Origin of the sequence: Amycolatopsis taiwanensis DSM 45107 (genome assembly GCF_000519205.1) — a bacterium.
GTDB lineage: Bacteria > Actinomycetota > Actinomycetes > Mycobacteriales > Pseudonocardiaceae > Amycolatopsis_E > Amycolatopsis_E taiwanensis.
Window position 1 is genome coordinate 91,377 of sequence record NZ_JAFB01000022.1, and the last position, 26,101, is coordinate 117,477.

Annotated in this window: 26 protein-coding genes and 1 pseudogene; 20 read left to right on the forward strand and 7 right to left on the reverse strand. The window is 68.0% G+C overall.

Annotation, left to right across the window (positions count from 1 at the left end; all coding sequences use genetic code 11):
• The first annotated feature begins 39 nt into the window (after positions 1-39).
• From A3CU_RS0117365 to A3CU_RS0117390, 6 genes are all read left to right on the forward strand, one after another.
• Complete coding sequence (locus A3CU_RS0117365; RefSeq protein WP_027943397.1) at positions 40-1,155, forward strand: ABC transporter substrate-binding protein; 1,116 nt, start codon at positions 40-42, stop codon at positions 1,153-1,155.
• 64 nt (positions 1,156-1,219) lie between these two features.
• Positions 1,220-2,392: an ABC transporter ATP-binding protein gene (locus A3CU_RS0117370; protein ID WP_027943398.1), complete on the forward strand. Its 1,173-nt coding sequence runs from the start codon at positions 1,220-1,222 to the stop codon at positions 2,390-2,392.
• 22 nt (positions 2,393-2,414) lie between these two features.
• On the forward strand, positions 2,415-3,680 hold the full coding sequence (locus tag A3CU_RS0117375) for an amidohydrolase family protein (protein ID WP_245617137.1): 1,266 nt from the start codon (positions 2,415-2,417) through the stop codon (positions 3,678-3,680).
• A gap of 1 nt (position 3,681) precedes the next feature.
• Entirely contained in the window at positions 3,682-3,987 is a 306-nt protein-coding gene (locus A3CU_RS0117380; RefSeq protein ID WP_027943400.1) for a hypothetical protein, read from the forward strand.
• Positions 3,984-4,367, forward strand: coding sequence for a Rieske (2Fe-2S) protein (locus tag A3CU_RS0117385; protein ID WP_027943401.1), 384 nt, complete (start codon positions 3,984-3,986; stop codon positions 4,365-4,367). The genes A3CU_RS0117380 and A3CU_RS0117385 overlap by 4 nt, the downstream gene beginning before the upstream one ends.
• A 46-nt stretch (positions 4,368-4,413) precedes the next feature.
• Complete coding sequence (locus A3CU_RS0117390; RefSeq protein WP_027943402.1) at positions 4,414-5,907, forward strand: fumarylacetoacetate hydrolase family protein; 1,494 nt, start codon at positions 4,414-4,416, stop codon at positions 5,905-5,907.
• A gap of 28 nt (positions 5,908-5,935) precedes the next feature.
• Here the strand turns inward: A3CU_RS0117390 and A3CU_RS45140 are convergent.
• Positions 5,936-6,064: pseudogene (locus tag A3CU_RS45140) on the reverse strand (transposase); the annotation flags it as partial.
• 4 nt (positions 6,065-6,068) lie between these two features.
• On the opposite strand from A3CU_RS45140, the gene A3CU_RS45145 reads away from it, so the two are divergent.
• From A3CU_RS45145 to A3CU_RS54490, 6 genes are all read left to right on the forward strand, one after another.
• A complete protein-coding gene (locus tag A3CU_RS45145) occupies positions 6,069-6,662 on the forward strand; it encodes an RNA-guided endonuclease InsQ/TnpB family protein (protein WP_281174124.1) in 594 nt (197 codons plus the stop codon).
• A 127-nt stretch (positions 6,663-6,789) separates the two neighbouring features.
• Positions 6,790-8,259 (forward strand): 5-carboxymethyl-2-hydroxymuconate semialdehyde dehydrogenase, encoded by a 1,470-nt coding sequence (gene hpaE / locus A3CU_RS0117405; protein ID WP_425388259.1) that lies wholly within the window; start codon positions 6,790-6,792, stop codon positions 8,257-8,259.
• 29 nt (positions 8,260-8,288) lie between these two features.
• On the forward strand, positions 8,289-9,449 hold the full coding sequence (gene hpaD / locus A3CU_RS0117410; protein WP_027943404.1) for a 3,4-dihydroxyphenylacetate 2,3-dioxygenase: 1,161 nt from the start codon (positions 8,289-8,291) through the stop codon (positions 9,447-9,449).
• Positions 9,450-9,656: 207 nt separating this feature from the next.
• Complete coding sequence (hpaH, locus tag A3CU_RS0117415) at positions 9,657-10,511, forward strand: 2-oxo-hept-4-ene-1,7-dioate hydratase (protein ID WP_245617139.1); 855 nt, start codon at positions 9,657-9,659, stop codon at positions 10,509-10,511.
• Positions 10,496-11,305 carry an HpcH/HpaI aldolase family protein gene (locus A3CU_RS0117420; RefSeq protein ID WP_027943406.1) on the forward strand — a complete coding sequence of 270 codons (810 nt, stop codon included), beginning with the start codon at positions 10,496-10,498 and terminating at the stop codon, positions 11,303-11,305. The genes hpaH and A3CU_RS0117420 overlap by 16 nt, the downstream gene beginning before the upstream one ends.
• Before the next feature lie 145 nt (positions 11,306-11,450).
• On the forward strand, positions 11,451-12,077 hold the full coding sequence (locus A3CU_RS54490) for a hypothetical protein (RefSeq protein ID WP_245617141.1): 627 nt from the start codon (positions 11,451-11,453) through the stop codon (positions 12,075-12,077).
• Between the two features lie 95 nt (positions 12,078-12,172).
• On the opposite strand, the gene A3CU_RS45155 is transcribed toward A3CU_RS54490, so the two are convergent.
• The 6 genes from A3CU_RS45155 to A3CU_RS0117455 form a co-directional block, all read right to left on the reverse strand.
• Positions 12,173-13,492, reverse strand: a complete 1,320-nt coding sequence (locus A3CU_RS45155; protein ID WP_043841410.1) for an MFS transporter — start codon at positions 13,490-13,492, stop codon at positions 12,173-12,175.
• A gap of 10 nt (positions 13,493-13,502) precedes the next feature.
• The gene (locus A3CU_RS0117435; protein ID WP_027943408.1) at positions 13,503-14,534 is read right to left on the reverse strand and encodes a phosphotriesterase family protein; all 1,032 of its coding nucleotides are present in this window, start codon (positions 14,532-14,534) and stop codon (positions 13,503-13,505) included.
• A gap of 28 nt (positions 14,535-14,562) precedes the next feature.
• A complete protein-coding gene (locus A3CU_RS45160; RefSeq protein WP_052371807.1) occupies positions 14,563-15,642 on the reverse strand; it encodes a C45 family autoproteolytic acyltransferase/hydrolase in 1,080 nt (359 codons plus the stop codon).
• Between the two features lie 117 nt (positions 15,643-15,759).
• Positions 15,760-17,079: a DUF2079 domain-containing protein gene (locus A3CU_RS0117445; RefSeq protein ID WP_043841412.1), complete on the reverse strand. Its 1,320-nt coding sequence runs from the start codon at positions 17,077-17,079 to the stop codon at positions 15,760-15,762.
• Positions 17,080-17,136: 57 nt separating this feature from the next.
• A complete protein-coding gene (locus A3CU_RS55145) occupies positions 17,137-18,486 on the reverse strand; it encodes a sensor histidine kinase (protein WP_027943410.1) in 1,350 nt (449 codons plus the stop codon).
• A complete protein-coding gene (locus tag A3CU_RS0117455; protein WP_027943411.1) occupies positions 18,479-19,141 on the reverse strand; it encodes a response regulator transcription factor in 663 nt (220 codons plus the stop codon). The genes A3CU_RS55145 and A3CU_RS0117455 overlap by 8 nt, the downstream gene beginning before the upstream one ends.
• 217 nt (positions 19,142-19,358) lie before the next feature.
• Between A3CU_RS0117455 and A3CU_RS0117460 the strand changes: the two genes are divergently transcribed.
• The 8 genes from A3CU_RS0117460 (at position 19,359) to A3CU_RS0117495 (ending at position 26,077) form a co-directional block, all read left to right on the forward strand.
• Positions 19,359-19,760, forward strand: a complete 402-nt coding sequence (locus A3CU_RS0117460) for an NUDIX hydrolase (protein WP_043841413.1) — start codon at positions 19,359-19,361, stop codon at positions 19,758-19,760.
• A 327-nt stretch (positions 19,761-20,087) separates the two neighbouring features.
• Positions 20,088-20,744 carry a GntR family transcriptional regulator gene (locus tag A3CU_RS0117465; RefSeq protein WP_027943413.1) on the forward strand — a complete coding sequence of 219 codons (657 nt, stop codon included), beginning with the start codon at positions 20,088-20,090 and terminating at the stop codon, positions 20,742-20,744.
• Positions 20,741-21,583, forward strand: coding sequence for a carbon-nitrogen family hydrolase (locus A3CU_RS45165; protein WP_084143317.1), 843 nt, complete (start codon positions 20,741-20,743; stop codon positions 21,581-21,583). The genes A3CU_RS0117465 and A3CU_RS45165 overlap by 4 nt, the downstream gene beginning before the upstream one ends.
• Positions 21,580-22,248, forward strand: a complete 669-nt coding sequence (locus A3CU_RS0117475) for a DUF2848 family protein (RefSeq protein WP_027943414.1) — start codon at positions 21,580-21,582, stop codon at positions 22,246-22,248. The genes A3CU_RS45165 and A3CU_RS0117475 overlap by 4 nt, the downstream gene beginning before the upstream one ends.
• On the forward strand, positions 22,248-23,708 hold the full coding sequence (locus tag A3CU_RS0117480; RefSeq protein ID WP_043841416.1) for a 4-hydroxyphenylacetate 3-hydroxylase family protein: 1,461 nt from the start codon (positions 22,248-22,250) through the stop codon (positions 23,706-23,708). Before A3CU_RS0117475 ends, A3CU_RS0117480 begins: the two co-directional genes overlap by 1 nt.
• Entirely contained in the window at positions 23,705-24,049 is a 345-nt protein-coding gene (locus A3CU_RS0117485) for a cupin domain-containing protein (RefSeq protein WP_027943416.1), read from the forward strand. The genes A3CU_RS0117480 and A3CU_RS0117485 overlap by 4 nt, the downstream gene beginning before the upstream one ends.
• Positions 24,050-24,067: 18 nt before the next feature.
• Positions 24,068-24,598 (forward strand): flavin reductase family protein, encoded by a 531-nt coding sequence (locus A3CU_RS0117490; RefSeq protein ID WP_027943417.1) that lies wholly within the window; start codon positions 24,068-24,070, stop codon positions 24,596-24,598.
• Positions 24,599-24,703: 105 nt separating this feature from the next.
• A complete protein-coding gene (locus A3CU_RS0117495) occupies positions 24,704-26,077 on the forward strand; it encodes an MFS transporter (protein ID WP_027943418.1) in 1,374 nt (457 codons plus the stop codon).
• Positions 26,078-26,101: the final 24 nt, after the last annotated feature.

The following is a 26,101-nucleotide window of genomic DNA, read 5'->3' on the forward strand; positions in this document are numbered from 1 at the left end:
AGCCACCCCCAGTCACCCACTGACCCGAGAGGAAGAACGATGAGGTTCTCCCGGACAAAACTGCGCACGTCCGCACTGGCGGCCTCCGCCGGACTGCTCGCCGCGCTCACCGCGTGCTCGCCCGCCGCCTCGTCCAAGGCGAGCTCGCCGGTCGAGGTCCCCGGTGCGTCGGCCGCCGCCAACCAGTACATGAACGAGCTGTACGACAAGGCGTTCGCCGCCGGACACACCCAGCTCGTGCTGTACGGGCCCGGGGTGACCGCGAACCAGGCCCTGAACGACGTGTTCACCAAGCGCTTCCCCGGGATCAAGCTGCTCCCGCAGGACCAGGCCGACGCCCAGATCCTCACCAAGCTCGACACCGAGGCGCAGAGCGGCAACCGCATCGCGGACATCTACGTCGGCGGCGAGTCGCCCCAGGCCGCCGCGAAGCCCGACATCTGCACGCCCGCGGACGTGCGCACCGCCGACCCCGGTTTCGAGATCCCGACCGACAACGACGGCCGGCTCACCTACTTCGCGTTGCGCTACTTCGGGTTCGTGTACAACACCGACCAGGTGCAGAAGCAGGACGCGCCGAAGAACTGGCACGATCTGCTCGACCCGAAGTGGAAGGGCAAGATCGCGGTCGGCGACATGACCGTCCCCGGCGGGATTCGCTACATCCTGGAGTCGCTGATGCTGCCCGAGAACGAGCAGAAGTGGGGACGCTCCTACATCCAGCAGCTGGCGGCCCAGGACCTGCAGATCTCGCAGTCCGAGCCGATGGTGCCCACCGACGTGGCCAGCGGCCGGTTCCCGATCGGCATCGCCGTGTACCAGGGCTACTACGAGGCCCAGAAGCGGAAGGGGGCGCCGATCGACATGGTGTTCCCGCTCGAGGACGGCGGGAACTACATGGCGCGGTCGGCCTTGTGCCTCATCAAAAACGCGCCGGATGCCGAGGTCGCGCAGCTGTACGTCAACTGGCTTTACTCGCCCGAGGGTCAGCAGGCGCTCGCGGAGAAGGACAACTCCTACGGACGGACGCCGACCGCGCCCGGCCCGGCCGGCCTGCCGTCGCTGGACAAGCTGCCGCGGCTGCCGTTCTCCAACCCCGATCCCGCGTTCAACAAGCCCTACTTCGAGTTCCTCACCCAGGAGTTCACGAAGTAGGACCACACCGGACGCCGAGGGCGGCGCCGTTGGAGTAGCGACCGAAGAGAAAGCGCAGATCACGATGACCGAGGTCCAGGTTTCCGGACTCACCAAGAAGTACGGCGCGAAGTCGGCGCTGCACGAACTGGATCTGACGATCGAGTCCGGGCAGTTCGTGACGCTGCTCGGCCCCTCGGGCTGCGGCAAGACGACCACGTTGCGCTGCCTGGCCGGGCTGGAGCGGCCGAGTGCGGGACGAATCGTCATGGGCGACCGGGTCGTGGTCGACACCGCCCGGCGCACGTTCGTGCCCGCCGACAAGCGCCGGGTCGGCATGGTGTTCCAGAGCTACGCGCTCTGGCCGCACCTGAACGTCACGGAGAACGTCGCCTACCCGCTCAAGGTCGCCCGGATGCCCAGCCGGGAGCGCGCGCAGCGGGTGCAGGAGATGCTCGACGCCGTCGGCCTGTCGGACCTCGGGAAGCGTCCGGTCACCGCCCTGTCGGGCGGCCAGCAGCAGCGCGTGGCACTGGCCCGCGCGCTGGCCGCCCGGCCGGGCATCATCTTCTACGACGAACCGCTGTCCAATCTGGACAGCAAGCTGCGGTACCAGATGGGGCAGCAGGTGCGGTCCCTGCACAACCGGTTCGAGACGACGTCGGTCTACGTGACGCACGACCAGGAGGAAGCGATCACGCTGTCGGACCGGATCATCGTGATGAGCGAGGGCGTCATCGTCCAATCCGGAACGCCCAGCGACCTGTATGACCGGCCGAACTCCGCGTACGTGGCGGATTTCATGGGCTTCCAGAACATCCTTCCCGGCACTGTCGCCGGTGTACACGGCAAGACCGCCGAAGTGCGCGTCGACGACACCTCGCTCGTCTTCTCCGGGACCACGACGGGCGACGTGGCGGTGGGGGACCGGGCGGACATCGCGTTCCGCGCCGCGCATGCCCGGCTGTGCCACGAGGCGGGGCCGGATTCCGGCGGGCCGGGGAAGTTCCGGGGGACGGTCGAGCGGACGACCTACCTCGGCAGTGCCGTCAACCTCCTCGTCCGCGCGGACGGGCTTCCGATGCGCGTGCGCACCGAGACGGCGGAGCTGTCCGCGGACGCCGTTCCGGCGGCCGGCGAAGAGCACACTTTCGCCGTGAACCCGGACCGGGCCGTCGTCATCCCGCACGAGGGCGCGACGGCCGCGGACGATGACTACCTGACCACGATGACCGATGCCGTCGTCGCGCCCCGCTGACGCTGGACGAAGGGAAGAATCCGTGCTCGACCTTTCCATGCCCCGCTCCGACGGGCCGCGGATCCGGGAGCTCGCCGAGATCGGCGGGCGCACCGACACCCGCGACGTCCTCGCCCACGCGACCAAGCAGGCGGAGCGGGAGTACGACGACTACTTCATCGTCGACATCGACGCGCACGTCTCGGAGGACCACTTCTGGGGCGAGGTCCTCGAACTCATAGACAACGACGTGTGGCGTCAGATCGGCATGGACCAGCTCGGCAAGTTCGCCGGTAACAACGCGTTGCTGAACATCCAGCCCGGCATGTCGCACCAGAGCGTCGGTGGCCGGATCGGGCACCAGGGGCGCAAGGAACCGATGGACGGCGAGTCCGGGCATCCGTTCGTCACCGCGGCCCGCCGCGGCATGGATGCGATGGGGCTCGACTACCAGGTCGTGTTCCCGAGCGCGATGCTGCTGCTGGGCATGCATCCGCAGGACGAGATCGAGGTCGTGCTGGGGCGGGCGTTCAACCGCTGGCTGACCGAAGTCGTGCTCCCGCAGGACGATCGGCTCAAGGGCATGCTGTACCTGCCGTACAACACGCCGGAGGTCTGCGAGGAACTGGTCGAGAAACACGCCGGCGACGACGGGATCATCGGGTACACGGTGTGCTCGACGCGCAACAACCCGGTCCACTCGGACGTCTACACGCGACTGTACAAGCTCATCGAGGAGAGCGGAAAGCCACTCGCCTTCCACTCCGGCTACCACTGGGGCGACCCGTCCTTCGCCCAGCTCAACAGGTTCCTGTCGATGCACGCGCTGTCTTTCACGCACTACAACCAGATCCACGTGACCAACTGGATCATCAACGCCATGCCCGAGCGCTTCCCGGACCTCAAGATGGTGTGGGTGGAGAGCGGGCTGGCGTGGATCCCGTTCCTCATGCAGCGGCTCGACCACGAGGTGCTCATGCGCCCGAGCGAGGCGCCGGGCCTGACCCGTCTGCCGAGCGAGTACATGAAGGAAATGTGGTACACGAGCCAGCCGATGGAGCGGACCAACATGGAGCTGCTCGAGTCGGGGATGAAGGCGTTCAACGCCGAGACGCAACTGCTGTACTCCTCGGACTGGCCGCACTGGGACTGGGACGCGCCGTCGACGATCACGCGCCTGCCCTTCCTCTCCGAACAGGCCAAGCGCAACATCCTCGGCCTCAACGCCGCCCGCGTGTTCAACCTCCCCACCGACCGCCGGAAGCCCGCCGCCCAGAGCGTGCTCCTCCGAACGCCCCGGGACTCCTGACATGACCGATACCCCCACTCCCGAACTGGCCGAGCTGACCACGCTGGTCGACCGGCTCGGCGAGCTGACCCGCCACGTCACCGAGCACGACCTCGCCTCCGAGGTCGCCGACGAGCAGATCGCCGACGTCCTCTGCGCGGCGGCCCGCCTGTTCTCGGCGAAGACCGACCGGGTCGGCAAGATCGCCTGGCCGATCCGGGAGGACGCGCTGACGGCGACCGAGACCGTCGTCCTCGTGACAGCCTTGCTCGACGCCGCGGACGTGAACCTGTTCGACATGGCGATCTGGTACCGGAGGGCCCAATGAGCGCCGAGACCGTGCGCCGCGACGTCGTCGTCGCTGGTTTGTCAGATCTCCGGGAGCGTGAACGCATCGTGGTCGATGTGGACGGTCTGGAACTCGGCGTCTACTTCCACGCCGGCGAAGTGCGGGCGTGGCACAACGTGTGCCCGCATCAGGGCGGCCCGGTCTGCCAGGGCAAGATCATGCCGCGGACCGTCCAGCTCGTGCGTGAAGGCCGCAAAAGCGGTGGACCCGGCTTTCACCCGACCGACCGCAACATCGTCTGTCCCTGGCACGGCTTCGAGTTCGACATCCTGACCGGACGGCACCCTGCCGACTCCCGCGTCGGGCTGCGTCCGATCCCGGTGCGGGTGGAAGGCGACGACGTCATCGTCACGATCTAGAGACTGTTGTGAAGTGGTTTGAAACACCACCTAGAGAAGGCCACGCATGAGCACAGCCCGTACGACTAGCGTTCTTCCTGTCACGCCCGGAAAGATCATCGCTGTTCACCTCAGCTACTCCTCCCGTGCTGCCGAACGAGGGCGGCGTCCTTCCTCCCCCTCCTACTTCTTCAAGCCGTCAAGCTCGCTGTCCGCGTCCGGCGAGGTCGTCGAGCGTCCCGAGGGCACCGAGCTTCTCGCGTTCGAGGGCGAGATCGCGCTCGTGATCGGTACGGCGGCCAGAAGAGTCACCCGCGAAGACGCGTGGGACCACGTCGCGTGGGTGACCGCGTCGAACGATTGGGGCCTGTATGACCTCCGCGGGAACGACAAGGGGTCGAACGTGCGCAACAAGGGCCGCGATGGGTACACCCCCCTCGGCCCTCAGCTGATCGACGCTCGTTCGGTCGACCCGGCGGCGCTGCGCGTGCGCACCTGGCTGAACGGCGAACTGGTGCAGCAAGGCGAGACCGCGGGCCTCATCTTCCCGTTCGCGCAGATCGTCGCTGACCTGTCGCAGCACCTCACGCTCGAGCCTGGCGACGTCATCCTTACGGGCACGCCGGCGGGCGCCTCGGTCGCCAAACCTGGCGACGTCGTCGAAGTGGAAGTGGATGCGCCTGACGCGGCGGGGACGTTGACTTCGGGCAAACTCACGAGCCACGTGGTCGCGGGTCATGGTGGCTTCGACCCGGAAATCGGTTCCCTTCCTTCCGTCGACGACCGTCAGCGCGAGGAGGCGTGGGGTTCGCGCGAGGCGGCCGGGCTCCCCGCCGCGGCTCCGGCTCTCTCTCCCGAACTGCGTGCCAAACTCGTCGAGGCCCCTGTCGCCGCCCTCTCGCAGCAGCTGCGTAAGCGCGGTCTCGACAATGTCTCGATCGATGGGGTACGCCCGACCCGTCCGGGCACGAAGCTGGTGGGAGTGGCGAAGACACTGCGCTTCGTTCCAAACCGGGAGGACCTCTTCCGCAGCCACGCCGGTGGCTACAACGCGCAGAAGCGCGCGTTCGACGAGGTGTGCGAGGGCGAGGTCATCGTCATCGAGGCGCGCGGCGAAGCGGGCTCCGGCACTCTCGGGGACGTGCTCGCGCTGCGGGCCCTCGCGCGTCGCGCCGCGGGCGTCGTCACCGACGGCGGTGTGCGCGATTACGCGGCCGTCGCTGGTATCGACCTCCCCGTGTTCAGCAAGGGTCCTCATCCCGCCGTCCTGGGGCGCAGGCACGTGCCGTGGGACACCGATCTCACCATCGCGTGCGGCGGCGCGACAGTGCAGCCCGGCGACTTCATCGTCGGCGATGACGACGGCGTGATCGTCATTCCGCCCTCGCTCGCGGAGGAGGTCGCGAACGCGGCGCTCGCGCAGGAGGCCGAGGACGTCTGGATCGCCGAGCAGGTCGCCGCGGGTCACCCCGTCGAGGGCCTGTTCCCCATGAACGCACAGTGGCGTGAGAAGTACGACGCAGCCAAGGAAGCAGGCGATTCGAATGACCGGGAAACCTAGCGCGCAAGCCCGGCCGTTCAGGGCCGGGTTAGCGCATCAATTTCGGTCGACCGAGTGCGCGAGGTGGTCGTTGTTGCTGCTCGATGTACTGAGTGATGATCGACAGCGGTGCGCCGCCGCAGGACGCGGCGAAGTAGGACGGCGCCCACAGGTGTCCGTTCATCGAGTGTTGCCTCGACCTCGGACTCACCACGTTCGCGGTGCTGTCGAACGGCAAGACGATCAGCTCGCCGAAGTTTCTGCGCCGTGCCGAGCGCAAGCTCCGCAAAGTGCAGCAGAATCTTTCCCGCAAGGCGAAAGGTTCGAACAACCGCGCCAAAGCGCGCCTGCGGGTAGCGAAGGTGCACGCCAAAGTCAGGGACGCACGGACCGATTGGGCGCACAAACAATCCACGACGATCATCCGCGACAACCAAGCGGTGTACGTCGAGGACTTGTGCATCGTCGGGTTGGCGCGGACCCGGTTGGCGAGGTCCGTCCGCGACGCCGGCTGGGGGTTGTTTCTTCGCATGTTGGAGGACAAGGCCACCCGGTACGGGCGGACGTTTCACAGGATGGACCGCTTCTTTCCGTCGAGCCAGACGTGCTCGGCATGTGGTGCTGTCGATGGTCCGAAACCGCTATCGGTTCGGGAGTGGACCTGCGCGTGTGGCGCTGTCCACGACCGCGACCTGAACGCGGCAAAGAACATCCTCGCGGCCGGACGGGCCGAGAGGCTAAACGCCTGCGGAGGGACCATAAGTCCTGCCGCTTAGCGGAAGGCGAGTCCCGTTGAAACAGGAACCCACCAAGACGCCGCGTAGCGGCGTGGCAGGAATCCCGGCCGTTCAGGGCCCGGAGGACGTCAATGACTCAGCAGCCAAGAGGCACGTCCCCGCAGACCTGCCCGACCGCATCCGCCACTACATCGACGGCGAGTTCGTCGACTCGCTCGACGGCGGCACGTTCGACGTGCTCGACCCGGTGTCGAACGAGACGTACGTGCGGGCTGCGGCCGGCCAGAAGGCCGACATCGACCGGGCCGTGGCCGCCGCCCGCCGTGCGTTCGCGGAAGGCCCGTGGCCGCGCATGCTGCCGCGCGAGCGCTCGCGTGTGTTGCACCGCATCGCCGACATCGTCGAATCGCGTGACGCGCGCCTCGCGGAGCTGGAGTCGTTCGACTCGGGCCTGCCCATCACGCAGGCTCTCGGGCAGGCGCGCCGCGCCGCGGAGAACTTCCGGTTCTTCGCGGATCTGATCGTCGCGCAGGCCGACGACACCTTCAAGGTGCCGGGGCGGCAGATCAACTACGTCAACCGCAAACCTATCGGCGTCGCGGGCCTGATCACACCGTGGAACACGCCGTTCATGCTCGAGAGCTGGAAGCTCGGCCCCGCGCTCGCGACCGGAAACACTGTCGTGCTCAAGCCCGCCGAGTTCACGCCGCTGTCGGCGTCGTTGTGGGCGGGGATCTTCGAGGAGGCGGGCTTGCCTCAGGGCGTGTTCAACCTCGTCAACGGCCTCGGCGAGGACGCCGGCGACGCGCTCGTGAAGCACCCCGACGTGCCGCTTATCTCGTTTACGGGGGAGAGCCGCACGGGGCAGATCATCTTCGGCAACGCCGCCCCCTGTCTCAAGGGGCTTTCGATGGAACTCGGCGGCAAGTCGCCCGCGATCGTCTTCGCCGACGCGGACCTCGACGCCGCGATCGACGCCACGATCTTCGGTGTCTTCTCGCTCAACGGCGAACGTTGCACGGCCGGAAGCCGCATCCTCGTCCAGCGCGAGGTGTACGACGAGTTCGTCGAGCGCTACGCGGAGCAGGCGAAGCGTGTGAAGGTCGGCTACCCGCACGACCCCGCCACCGAGGTCGGCGCGCTCGTGCACCCCGAGCACTTCGAGAAGGTCATGAGCTACGTCAAGCTGGGCAAGAGCGAAGGCCGCCTCGTCGCGGGCGGCGGCCGCCCCGAGGGCTTCGAGACGGGTAACTTCGTCGCGCCCACCGTCTTCGCTGATGTCGCCCCCGATGCGCGCATCTTCCAGGAGGAGATCTTCGGCCCCGTCGTGGCCATCACCCCGTTCGACACCGAAGAGGAGGCCCTCGCCCTTGCGAACAACACGAAGTACGGCCTCGCCGCGTACGTGTGGACGAACGATCTCAGGCGCGCCCACAACTTCGCCCAGGCGATCGAAGCCGGCATGGTCTGGCTCAACTCCAACAACGTTCGCGACCTTCGCACACCCTTCGGCGGCGTCAAGGCCTCAGGCCTCGGACACGAGGGCGGCTATCGCTCGATCGACTTCTACACCGACCAACAGGCCGTGCACATCACGCTCGGCAAGGTCCACAACCCCACGTTCGGGAAGAACTGACCGCCGCGGCTCACGCAAGGACGCATGACATGACGCACATCGACGACCGCACTCTCACTTCTTCCGGCTTCTACCTGAGCCAGGAGGCACCCATCCAATCCGACAACCCGATCCCCACCCCATCCTCGCCGGCACCGGACATCCTCCGGTGCGCGTACATGGAACTCGTCGTGACCGACCTCGCTGCCTCGCGCGAGTTCTACGTCGACGTGCTGGGCCTCACGGTCACCGAGGAGGACGACGAGGTTGTCTACCTGCGCAGTCTCGAAGAGTTCATCCACCACAACCTCGTCCTGCGCAAGGGATCCGTTGCGGCCGTCGCTGCATTCTCCTACCGCGTGCGGACGCCTGCGGACCTCGACCGGGCCGCTGCCTTCTACACCGAGCTCGGATGCCGCGTGGAGCGCCGTAAAGAGGGTTTCGTCAAGGGCATCGGCGACTCGGTGCGGGTGGAAGACCCGCTTGGGTTCCCGTACGAGTTCTTCTACGAGGTCGACCACGTCGAGCGCCTCGCGTGGCGGTACGACCTCTACACGCCGGGCGCGCTCGTGCGTCTCGACCACTTCAACCAGGTCACTCCCGACGTGCCGCGCGCCGTGCGCCACTACCAGGACCTCGGCTTCCGCGTCACGGAGGACATCCAGGACTCCGACGGCGTGGTCTACGCCGCTTGGATGCGCCGCAAGCCGACCGTCCACGACACCGCCATGACGGGTGGCGACGGCCCTCGCATGCACCACGTCGCCTTCGCCACGCACGAGAAGCACAACATTCTCGCGATCTGCGACAAGCTCGGCGCCCTGCGTCGCTCCGACGTCATCGAGCGCGGGCCCGGCCGCCACGGCGTCTCCAACGCGTTCTACCTCTACCTGCGCGATCCCGACGGCCACCGGGTGGAGATCTACACGCAGGACTACTACACGGGCGACCCCGACAACCCGGTCGTCACCTGGGATGTGCACGACAACCAGCGCCGCGACTGGTGGGGCACGCCCGTGGTCCCGAGCTGGTACACCGAGGCCTCGCTAGTGCTCGACCTCGACGGCAATCCGCAACCCGTCGTCGCCCGCACCGACGCGAGCGAAATGGCCGTCACGATCGGCGCCGACGGCTTCTCCTACACGCGCCGCGACAACGAGGACACGCCGGAGCGGAAGCAAGGCGAGTACAAGCTCGGCCACCAGCTCTAGAGACTGTTTTGAAGTGGTTTGCATGGCGGTGCGGGTAGCGGAACCTCCAGGCGGTCCCTGGCCCCGGGATCTCCTCCTCATGAATGCCAATTCACCACGTCGGAGCTGTCCTCGCCAGGAACCACCTCAGAACCCGCGGCGGTGCAAGGTGACGGCCCACCGCAAGCGGCTCCGCCGCTTTGAAACACCACCTAAGCCCGCCAAATGATGCTTCCGGCTGCCGCGGCCCAGGCCTCGCCGCCGGAAGCGCCCCCTCCCGATTCACGGAAGGCCATCATGCTTGCCGAAGACACCATCACATCGCTCGCTGACGAGCTTGCGGAGGCAGAGCGGACACATGGTGTGATCCCACGCATCACCGCCCGATACCCTCAGGCGGCCGTCGAAGACTCGTACGCCATCCAAGATGTCTGGAAGAGGAAGAACCTCGCCGCAGGCCGCCGCCTCGTCGGCCACAAAATCGGGCTGACCTCCCACGCGATGCAAGCGGCGACCGGCATCTCCGAACCCGACTACGGCGTCATGTTCGACGACACCGTGTGGGAGAACGGCGCACACATTCCCCACGACCGATTCTCGAACGTGCGCATCGAGGTGGAGCTCGCGTTCGTCCTGAAGGACTCGCTTGAAGGGCCGCACTGCACGATCTTCGACGTGCTGCGCGCGACGGAGTATGTCACGCCCGCGCTCGAGGTACTCAACTCCCACATCGAGCTCGAAGGCCGCACCATCGTCGACACGATCGCCGACAACGCCGCCTACGGAGGCCTCGTCCTGGGTGGCAACCCGACACGGCCCGACGCCGTCGATCTCCGGTGGGTGTCGGCGCTTCTCTACCGGAACGAGACGATCGAGGAGACGGGCGTCGCCGCCGCCGTCCTCAACCATCCCGCGACCGGTGTGGCCTGGCTTGCGAACAAGTTGGGCCAGCACGGTGATCGGCTGGAGGCCGGAGAGGTGATCCTCGCCGGCTCGTTCACCCGCCCCATGTGGGTCGAGAAGGGCGACACGGTGCTGGCCGACTACGGACAGATGGGGACCATCTCATGCCGCTTCGTCTGAACCCCACCCTCCGTCACCGGCTCCGGGACGCCGACCGCACCCTCTTCGGCGGATGGGTGTGCTCAGGATCCCCGGTCATGGCCGAGATCATGGCCGGCTCGGGCCTCGACTGGGTGCTCATCGACATGGAGCACGCGCCCAACGGCCTCGAATCCACCCTCGCCCAGCTGTACGCCGTCTCCGGGTATCCCACGACGCCAGTCGTGCGCGTGCCGTCCCCCGACACCGTCATGATCAAGCAGGTGCTCGACCTCGGCGCGCAGACCATCCTCGTCCCCATGGTCTCGACCGCCGACGAGGCCCGAACAGTCGCCGAGGCCGCGCAGTACCCGCCCGCTGGCAGGCGTGGTGTCGGTAGCGCCCTTGCTCGTTCCGCTCGTTGGAACCGCGTCGGCGAGTACCTCCAGAACTCCGCCGAGCACGTCTCCGTCTTCGTGCAGATCGAGACGGCCGAAGGCGTCGGCAATGCCGAGGCCATCGCCGCCACCAGGGGCGTCGACGGTGTCTTCGTCGGCCCGAGCGACCTCGCCGCATCCATGGGTGTCCTCGGAAAGCAGACGCATCCCGACGTCGTCGCCGCCGTCCACCGAGCATTTGAAGGCGTCACCGCAGCGGGGAAACCCGTCGGCGTCAACGCCTTCGACCCGCAGACCGCCCACGCGTACGAGGAGGCCGGTGCCCGGTTCATCCTCGTCGGCGCCGATGTCGCGCTCGTCGCCCGAGCGTCGGAGGCACTCGCCGCATCTTTCATCCCGGACCCGGAAACCGGGCACGCCCAACGCCCCTCGTACTGATCACGAAAGAGCGCAAGCAACGACCGATCGACGGTCTGAGCAAACCCACCGAGGACCGTCCAAGATCCTTGACACACCTGGATTTCAGCTGGCTGATAGCGTTCGTTCGAGCGCAACATCGGTGACTATGTGGTGAGGAGCGGTCTTGACGAACGAGGGGGTAGAGGCCGTGCGGCGCGTGCGTGTGTCTCAGGCGGGCCGGCTGACCACGGCAGTGGTAGCCCTGGCGCTGGGGCTGACCGCGTGCGGGTCGAAGGACACGGGGACCACCGGTACCGGCACGTCGCCCGTGTCGGTACCCGCCGCATCGGCGCCGTCCGGTTCCGCGTCGGCGTCGTCGAACAACACGGACTCCGCCGGTGGCGCCAGGACGCCCGGCGAAGCGGTGTCAGCCTGGGTTACCCAGATTCTGCAGGAGGAGTACACCAAGGCGTGCCAGTCGAGCGCGGTGGTGGCGGCTGAGGCCGGCCAGGATCCCGCGACGATGTGTGAGAGCGGCGGCGGTGCGGTTTCTTCGATGAAGCACCTTCACGATGCGTGGGCGAAGCCGGGCATCACGCTGCCGCCCGCTGCGAAGGTGAAGGTGGACGACGTCGACCCGAAGGGCGACACCGCGACAGTGCCGGACACCTCGATCAAGCTCGGCGACAAGTCGCTCCGTGACCTCGAACTGATCGGTTCCTCGGGCGACACGAGTTCGTTCCGGCTGGACCTGCAGGTGGTGAAGAAGGACGGCGCCTGGTATGTCGGCGGCATGGACATAAGTGCGTGACTCCGGCCACCGGAGTGTCCACAGCGGACGTCTGGGCGCGGTAGCTGCTTGAACAGGCGTCCGGTGCGGACGAGTCGAAGTGCCGGCCACCGCGGTCAATCGAGGCGGCGCTTGCTGGTCTCGGGAACCCGGAAAGCGACCGCGAGCACTGCGAGGGCCACCACGGTCAGGTAGACACCGGGGGCGCGAGGGCTGCCTGTCTCGGCCACGAGCCAGGCACCGAAGAGCGGTGCGGTGCCACCGAAGAGGGCGTAGGCCAGGTTGTAGGCCATTGCTGCCCCGGTGAAGCGGGTCGCGGTGGGGAACATCTCGATGTAGACGGTGTAGGCGGCGCCACCGAAGACGGAGATGCCCAGGACGAGCAGGAGTTGCGCGGCCAGCGCGGCGACAAGGCCGCCGCCGGAGGCCAGCACGAAGATCAGATAGCCGACGACCGCGAGCAGGGCGGAGCCGGTGACGAGCATCGGCCGGCGGCCGACGCGGTCGGAGATCCGCCCGCCGACCGGCAGCAGCACGGAGAGTACGACAAGCGCCGCGGCGTTGGTCCACATCGCTTGGGCCTTCGTCAGGCCGACGGTGACCGTCAGATAGGTGACCAGGTAGCCGACGATGAGGTAGAACGCGAGCGCGGCCAGTGCGGCAAAGCAAAAGACGTAGCCGAGCGCGGCGCGGTTGCTGCGCAGTGCCTCGCGCAGCGGCTGCTTCGACAGCTGCCCGGTTTCCCTGGCCTGCTTGAAAACCGGTGACTCTTCGGTCTTGAGCCGGATGAACAGCCCGACCAGGGCCAGCGGTAACGCCACCAGGAACGGGATCCGCCAACCCCACGATTCATACGCTCCGGGAGTGAGGTTCGCGCTCAGGGTGCCGACGAACACGGTCGCGACCAGCGGCGGGACGACCGACATCGCGGTGACGAGGTTTACCCAGGTGGCGCGCCTGTTGCCGGGCGCGTGCTCGACCGCGAACGACGACGCGCCGATCGCCTCGCCGCCGGCCGAGAAGCCCTGCAGCAGACGGCACACGAGCAGGAGCAGGGGTGCGAAGACGCCGATGGAGGCGTAGGTGGGCAGAACGCCGATGGCCGCGGTCGACACACCGGCCAAGCCCAGCACCGCGGCCAGTACGACCTGGCGGCCCAGCCGGTCGCCGAGCCGGCCGAAGACGATCCCGCCGAGCGGCCGCATCACGAACGCGACGCCGTAGATCGCCAGCGACGACAGCAGGGCCGCGGCGCTGCTGGATTCGGGGAAGAACAGGTGGGCGATGGTGGGCACGGCGTAGCCGTAGAGGGCGAAGTCGTACCACTCGATCAACTGGCCGACGCTGGCCGCGGAGAGCACCCGCCGGCGCAGCTGTTTGTCGCCTCCGCTGGTGTGGGTCCTGCCCGGTGAGGTGGTGGGGGTGAGGTCAGGCATGGTGCTCCGATCAGAGGCGCAGGGACAACAGCGACGACGGGTTCCCGACGGTGATCGTTTCGATGTCCGCGGCGGACAAGCCCTTGCGGCGCATCATCGGTACGACGTTCTCCAGGATGTGTGCGTATCCCTCGCCGCCGTACTTGCGCAGGTGGGTGCGGTGGCAGATGTCCTGGGCGATGACGAGTCGATCGAGCCGGCCGAGGTCCCGCAGGGCGATGAGGTAGTCGATGCGGGTCGCGTCGTTGGGCATGTCGATGTCGGCGTACTCGTAGTGGCTGGATTCCTGGCCGAACAGATCGAACTCGACCACGCACCCGGTGCTCGCCACCTCGGCGAGCTCGGCGACGCTGAACAGGGTCCGGTCGACGTGGCTCATGATCGTGCGGCTCAGGTCGCCGCCGGCCTTCTCGACGCGGCGGATGAGGTCGATCGGTGCCCGGCGGTCGCGGCCGGGGTGCAGCAAGAGCGACGCGCCGGTCTCCCGCTGGGCCTTGACGGCTGCGTCGAGAACCTTGGCCTCCTGCGGGTGCATGGGCCAGCTCGCGCCGATCTCGCCGATGATCCCCGCGCGCACTCCGTCAACGCCGATGGTGAGGTCGTCGACGATCTCCCGGGTGATCTCCGCGGAGCTTTTTGCCGCGACCTCCGGCGGCTGGTGGGCGGCGATGTAGTAGCCCGATCCCATGACGACGTGGACGCCGGAGGCCTCGGACACCTCGCGCAGCGCGCGTGGATCACGTCCCAGCCCACGCGGGGTAGCGTCGACGATCGTGCCGCCGCCGGCCGCACGGTAGAACGCGATCTCCTCCTTCGCATCCACGACACTGTCCAATCGGGAGTGTCGGGAGATGCGGTGGCGACGGGCGTAGTAATAGTTGTCCAACCGGATGTCTTCCTGGTCGCGCCGGAGGAACTCCGGTGATGCGCCCGGGGGAGGTGGTTTCCGGACGTCGATGAAGAGGTGTTCGTGCGTCTGGGTGTGGCCGAGGTCCTGCGGACCCACCGGGCCCAGGACCGTCTGCACAACAGGATCGCCCATGGCAGCTCTTTCGTGTCGTCGTGGTCCTTCAGATTCCGGCCGCGGCGGAGGTGAAGAGTTGGTCGATGTCCACAGTGGCCGGTTCGCCGCCCGGTGGTAGCAGGGTGATGGTGCGGCCGGTCAGGTCGACGACCGTGGTGCACAAGGTGGTGAGGGGGTCCTCCGCCGAGACCGGCCGGAACACTCCGGACGGCACCGGCGTCCGGCCCAGCGCCTCCAGCAGCCGCTCGGGGCTGGGGCCGTCGATTCCGTACTCCTGGGCCAGCGCCGCCAGCACGTCGCCGCGCACGCGGCTCTCCGCTGATCCACTCGCTGCGGGCTCGAGGTAGCGCGCGTGGTTGGTGTGCCACGTCATGCGCTCGTGGGGGAGGACCTCGTGGAGCACGTGTCCATCCGCGACGGTCTCCACGACGACGATCCGGCCTGTCTCGACGTCGCCGATGGTGTAAGCGAACCCGCCGGCCGAGGGGGTGGTGGCCAAGTAGCGGATCGCGGATTCGAGATCCGGCTGTCGTTGCAGGTCGCGTGCCACGAAGTGCCGTCCACCACCAGGTCCGGGCCGCTCGGGGGGAAGGTGGTCGACTCCGACGACCAGCCCGTTCCCGGTGACAGTGTGCGCGTTGCCGGGCAGGAAGCCGGGATACCACTGGAAAAAGACCGGAATTTCCCCGTCGGCCAGCAGGGTGACCAAGATCAGCCGACCGGCGAGAACCGGAGCCCCGTCTTCGTTGTGCCCGAGGAGCGAGCGGTGGCCGCGGTGCGCGACATCGGAGCATCCCGTGCCGTCGAACCCGGCGAGGTCTCCCCGCAGGTTCGCCAGCAGCAGGTCGTCTGCTCCGGACTCGGCACCTTCGGCCAGACAAGTGAGTTCGCGGAAGGCCTCGGGGTGATTCGCCTCGCTGGCCGCGACGACCCGCTCGAAAGCACCACGTCCTCCCGCTGTCGCGGAGTACTCCTGAAGCTTCACGACTTCCGGTAGCTCGGCGAGAACCGCGTGGACTTCGGCGCGAGCCGCCCGGCCGAGCGCCCGGAAGCAGTCGTCGCGCGCGCCCTCGACCACCAGCCAGCGCATCGGGCCGAAGGTGCGCTCAGTGAGAGTGGCAGCCATGGGACAACCTTTCACCACGTTGTGATGTGCGCAACCGAAGTTGCACTAAATCATGATCATGCAACTGCGTGCTCGTCAAGTCTTCGGGTGGAACCGAAGTGCGAGAAGGACGTCGGCTCAACGTCTCCGGAGGAGCAGGACCGTGCCGTTGTCGATGACCGGGGTGTAGCCGTGTTCGACGAGATCGGCCAGGAGCCGCTGCTGTGCGGGTACCGGGCTGGGCCAGCCCACGAGGGGTTTGCTGGTGATGACCCAGTCGGGTTCGGTGGTTCCGTCGGGTTGCTCGGGGAAGAACAGGACACGGCAGCGTCGGGTCAAGTGAGGTGCGAGTCGGCTTCCCGCGGCCACGGTGGCGCCGTCGGGGATCCGGGCCAGTGCGGCTTGCAGCGCCGCGCGTTCCGAGGGAGCAGGAGGCGGGCCGGGCAGCAGCGCGGCGATGACGGCGAGCGAGGTGAGTGCGGCTCCCGCGGTTGAGAGCGAGCGGATCCGGCCGGATGTCCGGCGCAGCCCGTCCACCGCGGCGAGGAAGGCGATCGGCATGAGCACGGCGTTGTAGTGGTAGCCCGGCCCCCAGTAGTTCGGATACGACGAGAGGAACCGCCAGGCCAGCGTGGGCACCAGCAGGATGGACAGCGGTGACCGCAACCCGGCGAATGCCGTCGGAACGAACAGCAGCGCCAGGGTGGCCGACTTCATGCCCAGCCCGTCGAGCGGCTGGAGTGCGGCCGCGCGGCCGGCGAAGGCATAGTGCCCCGCGGGATTGAGCGCGGGCAGCACGATTACCACCAGCACAACGGTCGTGGCCATCCCGGCGACGGCGACTGCCCAGCCCCAGCGCCGCTGCCCCTGCCAGACGACATAGGCGCCGACGGCGGCCAGCGTCAGCGGCAGGTCCTCCTTGACCAGCACGAGTGGCGCGGCGAAGGCGACTGCGGCGCCCCACTCGCGCCGCAGCAGCCTTTCGGCAGAGAACGCCACGAGCGGTACCGCGAAGCAGATCTCGTGGAAGTCGAACGTGACGGCGTTGAGCAGCCCCGAGGAGAACAGGTATCCGGCGCCGGCCAGGGTGCCGCGCTTCGTGCCCAATGTGGACAGTGCGCAGCGGGTGACCGGAACCGCGGACAAGGCCAGCAGCGCGGCCTGGGCGATCAGCAGTGTCTCCGGCGCGGGGTGCAATGCGTACAGCGGGGCGAGTACCAGCAGCACGGGATGGAAATGGTCGCCCAGCAACGGAAATCCGGGGCCCTTGAGGTCCGCGACGGGCCAGCGCCCGTGCGTGTAGGACCGCACCGCCTGCTCGAAGATGCCGAGGTCGTATCCGGTGGCCAGATACACGCGGTGCAGGCATACCGACCAGATCGCGTAGACGGCGAAGCCCAGGGACGCGAGCGCGAGCGGAATACGGGTCCGTGAAAGCGCAGGTGGCGCGGCGAGCATGGCGAGCAGCGTGACCGGTCCATGCTGAACCCGAGCTGAAGGAACCTGAAGCGCGCTTCAGGTGATCAGCGGCAGGCGCACGACGAACCGCGCCCCGGGCGCGCTGTCCTCCACCGTGATACGGCCGTGGTGGGCCGCCACGATCTCCGCGGCGATCGCCAGCCCCAGCCCCGCGCCCCCGTCGTCGCGGTCGCGATCCTCGTCGAGCCGCACGAACCGGTCGAACACCCGATCCCGGTCTCGAGCGGGGATGCCCGGCCCGTCGTCGCTCACCGCGAGCAGGCACTCGCCGTCGTCGGCGGAAAGAGTGACCATCACCGCCGATCGGGCGTGTCGCTCGGCGTTGTCCAGCAGGTTGCCCACCAGCCGCTCCAGTTGCGCCGGGTGGCCGCGCACGACCACGTCGGCCAGCTCCGCCTGGACCTCCCGGCCCCGAAGGCAATCCCGCACCACGTCGTCCATCGCCACCGGCCCGTGTGCCGCGCGACGGTCGCCATCCTCGGAGCGCGCCAGCACCAGCAGGTCCGCCACCAAGTCCTGCAGGCGCGCCACGTCGGCGACGGTTCCCATCACGGTCTCACGCCAGTCGATCCGGTCGGGATAGGTCAGCAGCACCTCCAGTTGGGTACGCATCGAGGCGAGCGGAGTGCGCAGCTCGTGCGAGGCGTCGGCGACGAACCTCCGCTGGCGGTCGGCGGAGTCCCGTAGCCGCGCGAGCATGTCGTTCATCGTCACGGCCAGCACGGTCAGCTCGTCCCCGGTGCCGGGCACCGGAACCCGCCGGGACAGGTCTCGCGCGGTGATCTCCGCGACCTCGGCGCGGACCCGCTCGACCGGACGCAACGCCCGGCGCACAGCCAGCCACGCGGTCGCGGCGATCAGTGCCGAAATGACCGGCAGCGCGACCCACACTTGGGTACGAATGGCGGGTAACTGCCCATAGGGATCCACCCGGGCGGCAACATAAATGCGGTAGCCCGCCGCTGAGGCGCTGCCCACGCTGGCCCGGATCGCGCCGGACAGATACCCGTCGAAGCCGCTGTTGCAGCGTTCCCAGGACAAGTCGAGCGTGATGATCGACGGGCTGTCCGCGCCTTCTCCGCCGACGCGATACAGCGTGCCCGCCGCGAGATTGTCGGGACAGGCGGCGACCTGCTCGTTCCCGGCGTTCACGATCTCGAACAGCGGGACCGAGGCCGCGCGTAGCTCCGCGGTCAGGTTCTCGGGGGCGATACCCCGCTCCAGCAATGCTCCGATCGATGCCGCCTCTGCGTTGGCCAGCATCGTCGCGCCGGTTTCGAATCGCTCCGACAGTGTGTCCAGAAACCACAGCGCCCCCGCGGACAGTGCCAGCAGCGCGGTCACCGCCGCGGCCGCGGCCACCCGGACCCGGGTCGAGCTACGCATCGCCGGCCGCGAGGTAGCCGGCGCCGCGCACCGTTCGGATCACGTCTGCGCCGAGCTTGCGGCGCAGTGCGCTCACGTGCACCTCCACCAGATTCGCCGTGGCGGGCGCGGCGAAGTCCCACAGATTCTCCAGCAGCTCCGCCTTGCTCACCACGACGCCGGGCCGCTCCGCGAGGTAGGCCAGCAGCGCGAACTCCTTGCCCGTGAGCGCGACCTCGAGGTCGTTGCGGTGGCATCGCCGCGAGCCGAGGTCCAGGCGTACGGCTCCGACCCGCAACATGCTCGGCCGGGACGATCCGCCTCGCCGGATCAGAGCGCGCAACCGGGACAGCAGGACCGGATAGGAGAACGGCTTTGTCAAGAAGTCGTCGGCCCCGGTGTCCAGCGCCTCGATCTCGTCGTCCTCACCGTCCTTCGCGGTCAGCATCAGGATCGGCGTCGCATCGCCCACCGCCCGCAGCCGCTGGCAGACCCGGTAGCCGTTGAGGCCCGGGAGCATCACGTCCAGGATCACGGCGGCGTAGCGATGCTCCGACGCCAGCCACAACCCGTCCCGGCCGTTGTGTGCGGCGTCGACGGCATACCCCTCCGCCATCAGCCCCGCCCGCAACGAAGCCGCTAGCCGACGTTCGTCCTCCACCAGCAGGATTCGCACGCCGGTCAGCATCTCACGTCCTCACACCGGATCCGTGTGGTGAGCGTGGAGTCCCCTTCGGACACCGAAAATCCGTCTCAGTCCGAGCAAGGCAACTTACCTGGTCGCTCTCGTCCGCGCAGGAGTTCGTTTCCACCACGGCGTCCTGGTCGAACGCCCGGACGAACGCGCAGCTTGATCCACCCCCAACGCCAGACCCATCGACGACGATAGGACGATGAACACCACCATCGACAAGGTCGCCTGGATCCACCTCGAACACGGCAAGATCCTCAGCACCCGCTCACACGGCAAGGACGTCTACTACCTCCCGGGCGGGAAACGCGAACCCGGCGAGACCGACCTCGACACCCTCATCCGAGAGATCAACGAAGAACTTGCTGTCACCATCATCCCCGCCACCGCCGCCCACCTGGGCACCTTCCACGCCCCAGCCCACGGACACCCCAACGGCGTCACTGTTCAGATGAGCTGCTATACCGCCGACCACCACGGAACACCCACGCCCAGCAGCGAAATCGACGAAGTCGTCTGGCTCACCTACACCGACCGCGCCCGCGTCTCACCGGTCGACCAACTCATCTTCGACCACCTCCACCAAACCGGCCGGCTTCACTGATCAAACCCCACCCACAGGTCTCGACCATTACTCCGTTCGCCCGCGTGCCATCACGGTATCGACGAGATCCAGGCCGAGCTCGCAGCACGCCCGTCTCTCTTGACGTAACCATCGCCCACAAGAGACCCCGGCACCGCGAAAGGATTCACCCCGCTCCCCGGCACGATATTTCAGGTACGGAGCCGACAGGAGTGGTCACAGTTGATCGCTGGTCTTGGGTGGCGGTTGCCGGGGCGGGGGCTGCTGCGCGCGACCGGCTCCAGCGGGACGGGCGCACGGGGGAGAACCTCTTGTGCCTGTAGTAGACGTGTTGTATACATCTTGCCTATGAGCAGTCTACGAGAAGGCGGGCGCACCCCCTCGGCTCAGGACGTCACCTACCGGTTCTTGAAGCAGCGGATCGCCGAGTTGCCGAGAGACGGCGGTACGTTCCTGACCGAATCGGAGGTGGCCGAGGCCGCCGGTACTTCCCGGACGCCGGTGCGCGAGGCGCTTCTCCGCTTGGAGGCCGAGGGCTTCCTGCAGATCGTGCCCAAGAAGGGGGCGTTCGTCCCGCCCATCTCCGATGCCGAGGTCCGGGCGGTGATGGAGGCCCGCGAAATCGTTGAGCACTGGTGTGTCCGGAAAGTGGTTCCGCCCGCGGCGGAGTTCCTGTCCGAATTGGACCGTCTCGTCGCCGAGCAGCGGGAGCTCATCAACGATCCGGTGGGTTTCATCGAGTGCGACCGCGCCTTCCACCGCGCCATCGTGCGGCGTGCGGGCAATCCCGTTCTGGCCGAGTTCTACGAGTCGCTGCGGGAGCGTCAGGTACGCATGGGGCTGCGGGCCGTTGTCAACAACGAGAGTCGCGCCCGCACGGTTCTCGCCGAGCACACCGCGATCGTCGAAGCGCTCCGGTCCGGAACGACTGACGAGGCTGGAGACGCGCTCGCGAGCCACCTGTCGAGCACCATGGCCGCCCTGCGCCTGCCGGAGCAGCTGTGAAGATCGCGATGGTGCAGCTCGCCAGCCCGCCGGAGGAGACACCGGCCGAGCGGCGGGTGCGAGCCGGCAAGCTGGTGGAGCGCGCGGCCGGCGCGGATCTGGTCGTGCTGCCCGAGCTCTGGGCGGTCGGTTACTTCGCCTTCGACGACTACGAGCGTGCGGCCGAACCCCTCGACGGTCCCACCGTGGCCGCGGGCAGGACGTGGGCACGGCGTCTCGGCGCTCATGTTCACGTCGGCAGCCTGCTGGAGCGGGACGAACACGGCCGGTTGTTCAACACGGCGGTGCTACTCGCCCCGGACGGCTCGATCGTGCACACGTACCGGAAGGTGCACGTCTTCGGCTACGCCTCGCGGGAGGCCGAGTTGCTGACCCCGGGAGACACGCTGGAGGTGGCGACGACCGCGCTCGGCAGGATCGGCGCCACCACCTGCTACGACCTCCGTTTTCCGGAACTGTGGCGCGCTCTCGTCGACCGGGGCGCTCGGACCGTGGTGGTACCCGCGGCCTGGCCCGCGGCTCGCCGGGAGCACTGGCGCCTGTTCACGTCGTGCCGTGCGGTGGAGGAGCAGTTGCTGGTCATCGCGGTGAACGCCGTGGGGCAGCAAGGCGCGGTGGAACTGGGCGGCACCAGCCGGGTCGTGGATCCGTGGGGCACGGTGCTCGCCGAGGCCGGCACCGGAGAGGAAGTCCTCCGCTGCGAAGTGGACGAGTCGATTGTGGACATCGTGCGCGCGGAGTTTCCGGTGCTCGCCGACCGGCGCTGGCCGGTGACGGGTGACCGACAACGAAGCTGCGTTCCGGACAACACCGAGGAGATCATGGGAGCGGGATCATGAGCGCGGGCCAGCCGCTGACACTGCACGTCGTGGGCACCGGGGAAAGGCTGGAACTTTCACCGCGGCGCCTGGTGATCGCGGGCTATACCGGCCGGGACGAAGCCTCGGTGGAGGCACACATCTCCGAGCTCGCGGCCATCGGGGTGCCCCGGCCGGCCACCGTGCCGGCGTTCTACGACCTCGACCCGGCGCTGCTGACCACAGCGGCGGTCGTCGAGGTGGCGAGCGAGAGTACCTCCGGTGAGGTCGAGCCGGTTCTCCTCCGCCACGGTGGGCGCTACTTCCTCGCGGTCGGCTCCGACCACACCGACCGCGACCTGGAGCGCAGCGACATCGGGGCGTCCAAGGCGGCGTGCCCGAAGCCGATCGGCAACCTGGTAACCGAGATCGGCGCCGACCCGGCCGCGCTGGATTGGGACAACGTGCGGGCGGACTCCAGTGTGGACGGTTGGCCCTACCAGAAGGGCACCCTGTCGGAGTTGCGGCGGCCGGCCGATCTGCTCGGCCGGCTGGGCGCCGTCGAGGGCGACTTCGTGCTGTTCTGCGGAACTTTCGGCCTGCTCGGCGGCGAATTCGTCCACGGCACGTATTGGCGTCTGCACCTGGAACTGCCCGGGGGGCTGACCTTGACCCACGCGTACGAGAGCAAGCAGAGGAGCGTGTGATGCGCAGCGGAGCTGATTACCTGGCCGCCCTGAAGGGGCCACGCCGGATCTATGTCGACGGGGCGCCGGTCGAGGACGTCGCCCACCACCCGGCTTTCGCGCCGATCGCCAAGACCATCGCCGAGTTGTTCGACATCGCGGCGGATCCGGCCGCCGGGATGACGGTCACCGACCCGGCCACCGGCAGCACGGTCAACCGCTTGTTCACCCCGCCACGCAGCCGGGAAGACCTCGCGGCCTACCGTGCCGCCGTCACCACCTGGGCACGTCACACCCACGGCTGGGTCGGGCGCAGCCCCGATCACGTCGGTGCGTTCGTCGCCGCGTTCTCCGCGCATCCCGAGGCGTTCGCCGGCGGTGACCATGATTTCGCCGTCAACGTGACGTCCTTTCACCGCCGGGTGCTGAGGGAGAACCTCTACGTCTCGTACGCCATCATCCCGCCGCAGGTGTCGCGGGCGACCAGCGCGCACGCCTGGGAGGGGGACCTGATCCAGGCCGGGGTCGCCGAGGAACGGCCCGACGGGATCGTGATCCGCGGCGCGCAGATGCTCGCCACCGGCGGTGCGGTCGCCGACGAGATCTTCGTCTCCTGCATCAAACCGCTCAGTCCGGAGGACGCGGATTTCGCGCTGGGCTTCGCCGTACCCGTCGATGCTGAAGGGCTCAAGCTGTACTGCCGGCGTCCCTACGCCCCGGCTGCCACAAGTTCGTACGACTACCCCCTCACCACCCGCTACGACGAGACCGACGCACTGGTCGTGTTCGACGACGTTTTCATCCCGTGGGAGCGCGTGTTCGTGTACCGGGACGTCGCCGGCCTGCGCCGGCAGTTCTTCGACACCGGCGCCCACGTCTTCGGTAACTGGCAGGCGCAGATCCGGTTCATGGTCAAGACGCAGTTCATCGCCGGGCTCGCGCGGAAGGTCGCGGCGGTCAACGGCGTCGACAAGTTCCCCGGTGTGGTGGAGAAACTCGGTGAGTTGGCCAGCCTGGCCGCCGTCGTCGAATCCTCCGTGCTGGCCGCCGAGTACGCCGCGGAAGCGGACGAGCAGGGCCTGTGGCGGCCCCACGGCAGAGCGGTCTACGGCGCGATGGGGCTGCAGGCCGAGCTGTACCCGCGGATGCTGGCGATCCTGCGTGACCTGGTCGGCGGCGGCGTGCTCCAGGTGCCGTCGAGCGTGTCCGAGCTGATCAACCCCGAGACCCGGGCGGACATCGACCGATACGTGCACAGCCCGTCGGCGCCGGCAGAAGAGCGGGTGAAGCTGTTCAAACTGGCGTGGGACGTGGTCGGCAGCGAGTTCGCCGGGCGACACCACCAGTACGAGATGTTCTATGCGGGAGCGCCGTTCGTGGTGAAGGGCTACGCCTTCCGCAACTACGGCTTCGACGACCCGGTGGGCGACGTCGACGCCTTCCTGTCCAGCTACGGCCTGGAGGGAGGCAGCGCCCGATGAGCAAACCCGAGCACGAGTTCTTCCCCGTCACCGACGTCGGCTACACCGTCTGCCCCGGTGACGACCCGAAGATCACCGAACGGATTCTCGCCAAGGACTCCGAAACCGGGGTGGCGACCCGGATTCTGCGCTACGAACCCGGCGCCGACTCGACGCCGATGGGAGTGCAGGAACACGATTTCTGGGAGGAGGTCTACATCCTGGAGGGCTCCTTCACCGACCTGACGCTCGGCCGGACCTTCACGGCCGGAATGTACGCCTGCCGTCCCCCGGGCATGCCGCACGGGCCGTGGCGCACCGACGAGGGTGTCGTGACCTTCGAGGTTCGTTACCGCGCCTGAGCTTTCGAGGAGGCAACCATGATCACCACCCCGTCGTCGCCGGCGGCAACAGTCGATCCGATGACCATGCGCCGCACGATGGGGCGCTTCGCGACCGGCGTCGCCGTGATCACGACCAGCACCGCGGGCACTCCACATGGGATGACCGTGAACTCGCTGACCTCGGTGTCGCTGGAACCGCCGCTGTTGCTGGTGTGCCTGACGATCGGTGCCCGCACCACGGACGCGATCGTCGAGGGGGGCCGGTTCGCGGTCAACATCCTTTCCGCCCGCCAGGAACAGCTCGCCCTGCGCTTCGCCCGGCGCGGCGAGGATCACTTCGCCGGCCTCGACGTCACCACCGGAGGGCACCGCGTGCCCGTGATCCCCGATGCGTTCGCGCATCTCGAATGCGACGTCGAGCGGCATTTCGTCGCCGGCGACCACGTGGTCGTGTTCGGCCACGTGATCAACGTCTGCGAGCGCGAGGGCGAACCGCTCGCCTTCCTCGGTGGCCGGTTCGCCGACCTCGTGGACCGCGCGAGCGAGCCGGTCCACTGGTTCTTCTGACCGGCACCGCCGGTGAGTGTGCCGCGGTGGCTGCGCCAACAGCCACCGCGGCCTTCGGTATCAGCTGTCCAGCCACAACACGGACCATCGACCCCAGGAGTCGACATGGCCAATACCCCACACCAACCTAGCAAGAAACGAGCCCATACCCGGCTTTCCGTCGTGGCCGGGTCGAGCCTGGCCGGTACCGCCGTCGAGTGGTACGACTTCTTCCTCTACGGCACGGCCTCGACGCTGGTGTTCAACAAGCTGTTCTTCCCCGCGTCCGATCCGCTGGTCGGGACCATGCTCGCGTTCGCGACCTACGCGGTCGGGTTCGTGGCGCGGCCCTTGGGAGCGGCGGTGCTCGGACATCTCGGTGACCGCCGGGGACGGCGCTCCACGCTCATCGCGAGCCTGCTGTTGATGGGCGGCTCCACCTTCCTCATCGCGCTGCTGCCGACCTATGGCACCGTCGGGATTCTCGCCCCGCTGCTGCTCGTCGCGTGCCGTCTCGTCCAAGGCTTCGCGCTCGGCGGCGAGTGGGGCGGCGCGGTCCTGCTGGTGTCCGAGCACGGTGACACCAGGCGCCGGGCATTCTGGGCGTCGTGGCCCAATGTGGGACCGCCACTGGGCAACCTCATGGCCGCCGGGGCGCTGGCATTGCTTGGCGGCGTCATGCCGGAGGACGCGTTCTTGTCGTGGGGCTGGCGCATCGCGTTCGGACTGTCCGCGGTGCTCGTGGCCATCGGGCTCTGGCTGCGGCTCTACGTCACCGAAACACCGTTGTTCCAGGCGGCCCAGCGCGCCGAGCCGGCGGGGCCGAAGTCGTTGCCCGCCGGCACGGTGATCCGGCACCACTGGCGCCAGGTCCTGCTGGCCGCCGCGACCCGGTTCGGTGAGAACGCCGGCTTCTACCTCTTCTCACTGTTCGTCATCACCTACGTCAACAGCATGCTCGGGCTCAAGGGTTCGGTCGGGCTGACCGCGGTCATGGTCGGCCAGGCCATCGCGGTGGTCACGATCCCGTTCTTCGCGATGCTGGCCGACCGGATCGGCCGCCGCCCGATATACCTGGCGGCGTCGGCCGCGACGATCGTGTGGAGCTTCGTGTTCTTCGCGCTGGTGGACACGCGTTCCACCGCGGCGATCATCGTGGCGGTTTCCGGCGGGCTGCTCATCTTCGCCGCGTACAGCTCGGTCATCGGCGCGTTCTTCGCGGAGTTGTTCCCGACCGAGGTCCGCTACTCCGGGGTATCCCTGGCTTACAACCTCGCCTCGGTCGTGGCCGGCTCCCTCGCGCCGATCATCGCTATCGCGCTGTACGCGCGCTTCGGCACCGGCTACGCCATCGGCGTTTACCTGGCCGTGATGGGACTGATCTCCCTCGTGGCCACGCTTCTCGCCCGTGAGACGCGCTCGGTGGACCTGTCCGACGTCGGCCGTGGCCGCGCACGGGACGACGAACAGCGCCCCGCGACCATGCCCACCAACCACTGAAGATCCAGCACTGAAGATCCAGCA

Coding starts and splice junctions, on each gene's coding strand:
- A3CU_RS0117365 (WP_027943397.1), top strand. CDS start 40: ATGAGGTTCTCCCGGACAAAACTGCGCACGTCCGCACTGGCGGCCTCC.
- A3CU_RS0117480 (WP_043841416.1), top strand. CDS start 22,248: ATGCGCAGCGGAGCTGATTACCTGGCCGCCCTGAAGGGGCCACGCCGG.
- hpaD (WP_027943404.1), top strand. CDS start 8,289: ATGACGCACATCGACGACCGCACTCTCACTTCTTCCGGCTTCTACCTG.
- A3CU_RS0117390 (WP_027943402.1), top strand. CDS start 4,414: ATGAGCACAGCCCGTACGACTAGCGTTCTTCCTGTCACGCCCGGAAAG.
- A3CU_RS0117495 (WP_027943418.1), top strand. CDS start 24,704: ATGGCCAATACCCCACACCAACCTAGCAAGAAACGAGCCCATACCCGG.
- A3CU_RS0117475 (WP_027943414.1), top strand. CDS start 21,580: ATGAGCGCGGGCCAGCCGCTGACACTGCACGTCGTGGGCACCGGGGAA.
- A3CU_RS0117380 (WP_027943400.1), top strand. CDS start 3,682: ATGACCGATACCCCCACTCCCGAACTGGCCGAGCTGACCACGCTGGTC.
- A3CU_RS0117385 (WP_027943401.1), top strand. CDS start 3,984: ATGAGCGCCGAGACCGTGCGCCGCGACGTCGTCGTCGCTGGTTTGTCA.
- A3CU_RS0117460 (WP_043841413.1), top strand. CDS start 19,359: ATGAACACCACCATCGACAAGGTCGCCTGGATCCACCTCGAACACGGC.
- hpaH (WP_245617139.1), top strand. CDS start 9,657: ATGCTTCCGGCTGCCGCGGCCCAGGCCTCGCCGCCGGAAGCGCCCCCT.
- A3CU_RS0117465 (WP_027943413.1), top strand. CDS start 20,088: ATGAGCAGTCTACGAGAAGGCGGGCGCACCCCCTCGGCTCAGGACGTC.
- A3CU_RS0117485 (WP_027943416.1), top strand. CDS start 23,705: ATGAGCAAACCCGAGCACGAGTTCTTCCCCGTCACCGACGTCGGCTAC.
- A3CU_RS0117370 (WP_027943398.1), top strand. CDS start 1,220: ATGACCGAGGTCCAGGTTTCCGGACTCACCAAGAAGTACGGCGCGAAG.
- A3CU_RS55145 (WP_027943410.1), bottom strand. CDS start 18,486: ATGCGTAGCTCGACCCGGGTCCGGGTGGCCGCGGCCGCGGCGGTGACC.
- A3CU_RS0117420 (WP_027943406.1), top strand. CDS start 10,496: ATGCCGCTTCGTCTGAACCCCACCCTCCGTCACCGGCTCCGGGACGCC.
- A3CU_RS0117490 (WP_027943417.1), top strand. CDS start 24,068: ATGATCACCACCCCGTCGTCGCCGGCGGCAACAGTCGATCCGATGACC.
- A3CU_RS0117445 (WP_043841412.1), bottom strand. CDS start 17,079: ATGCTCGCCGCGCCACCTGCGCTTTCACGGACCCGTATTCCGCTCGCG.
- A3CU_RS0117435 (WP_027943408.1), bottom strand. CDS start 14,534: ATGGGCGATCCTGTTGTGCAGACGGTCCTGGGCCCGGTGGGTCCGCAG.
- A3CU_RS45160 (WP_052371807.1), bottom strand. CDS start 15,642: ATGGCTGCCACTCTCACTGAGCGCACCTTCGGCCCGATGCGCTGGCTG.
- A3CU_RS45155 (WP_043841410.1), bottom strand. CDS start 13,492: ATGCCTGACCTCACCCCCACCACCTCACCGGGCAGGACCCACACCAGC.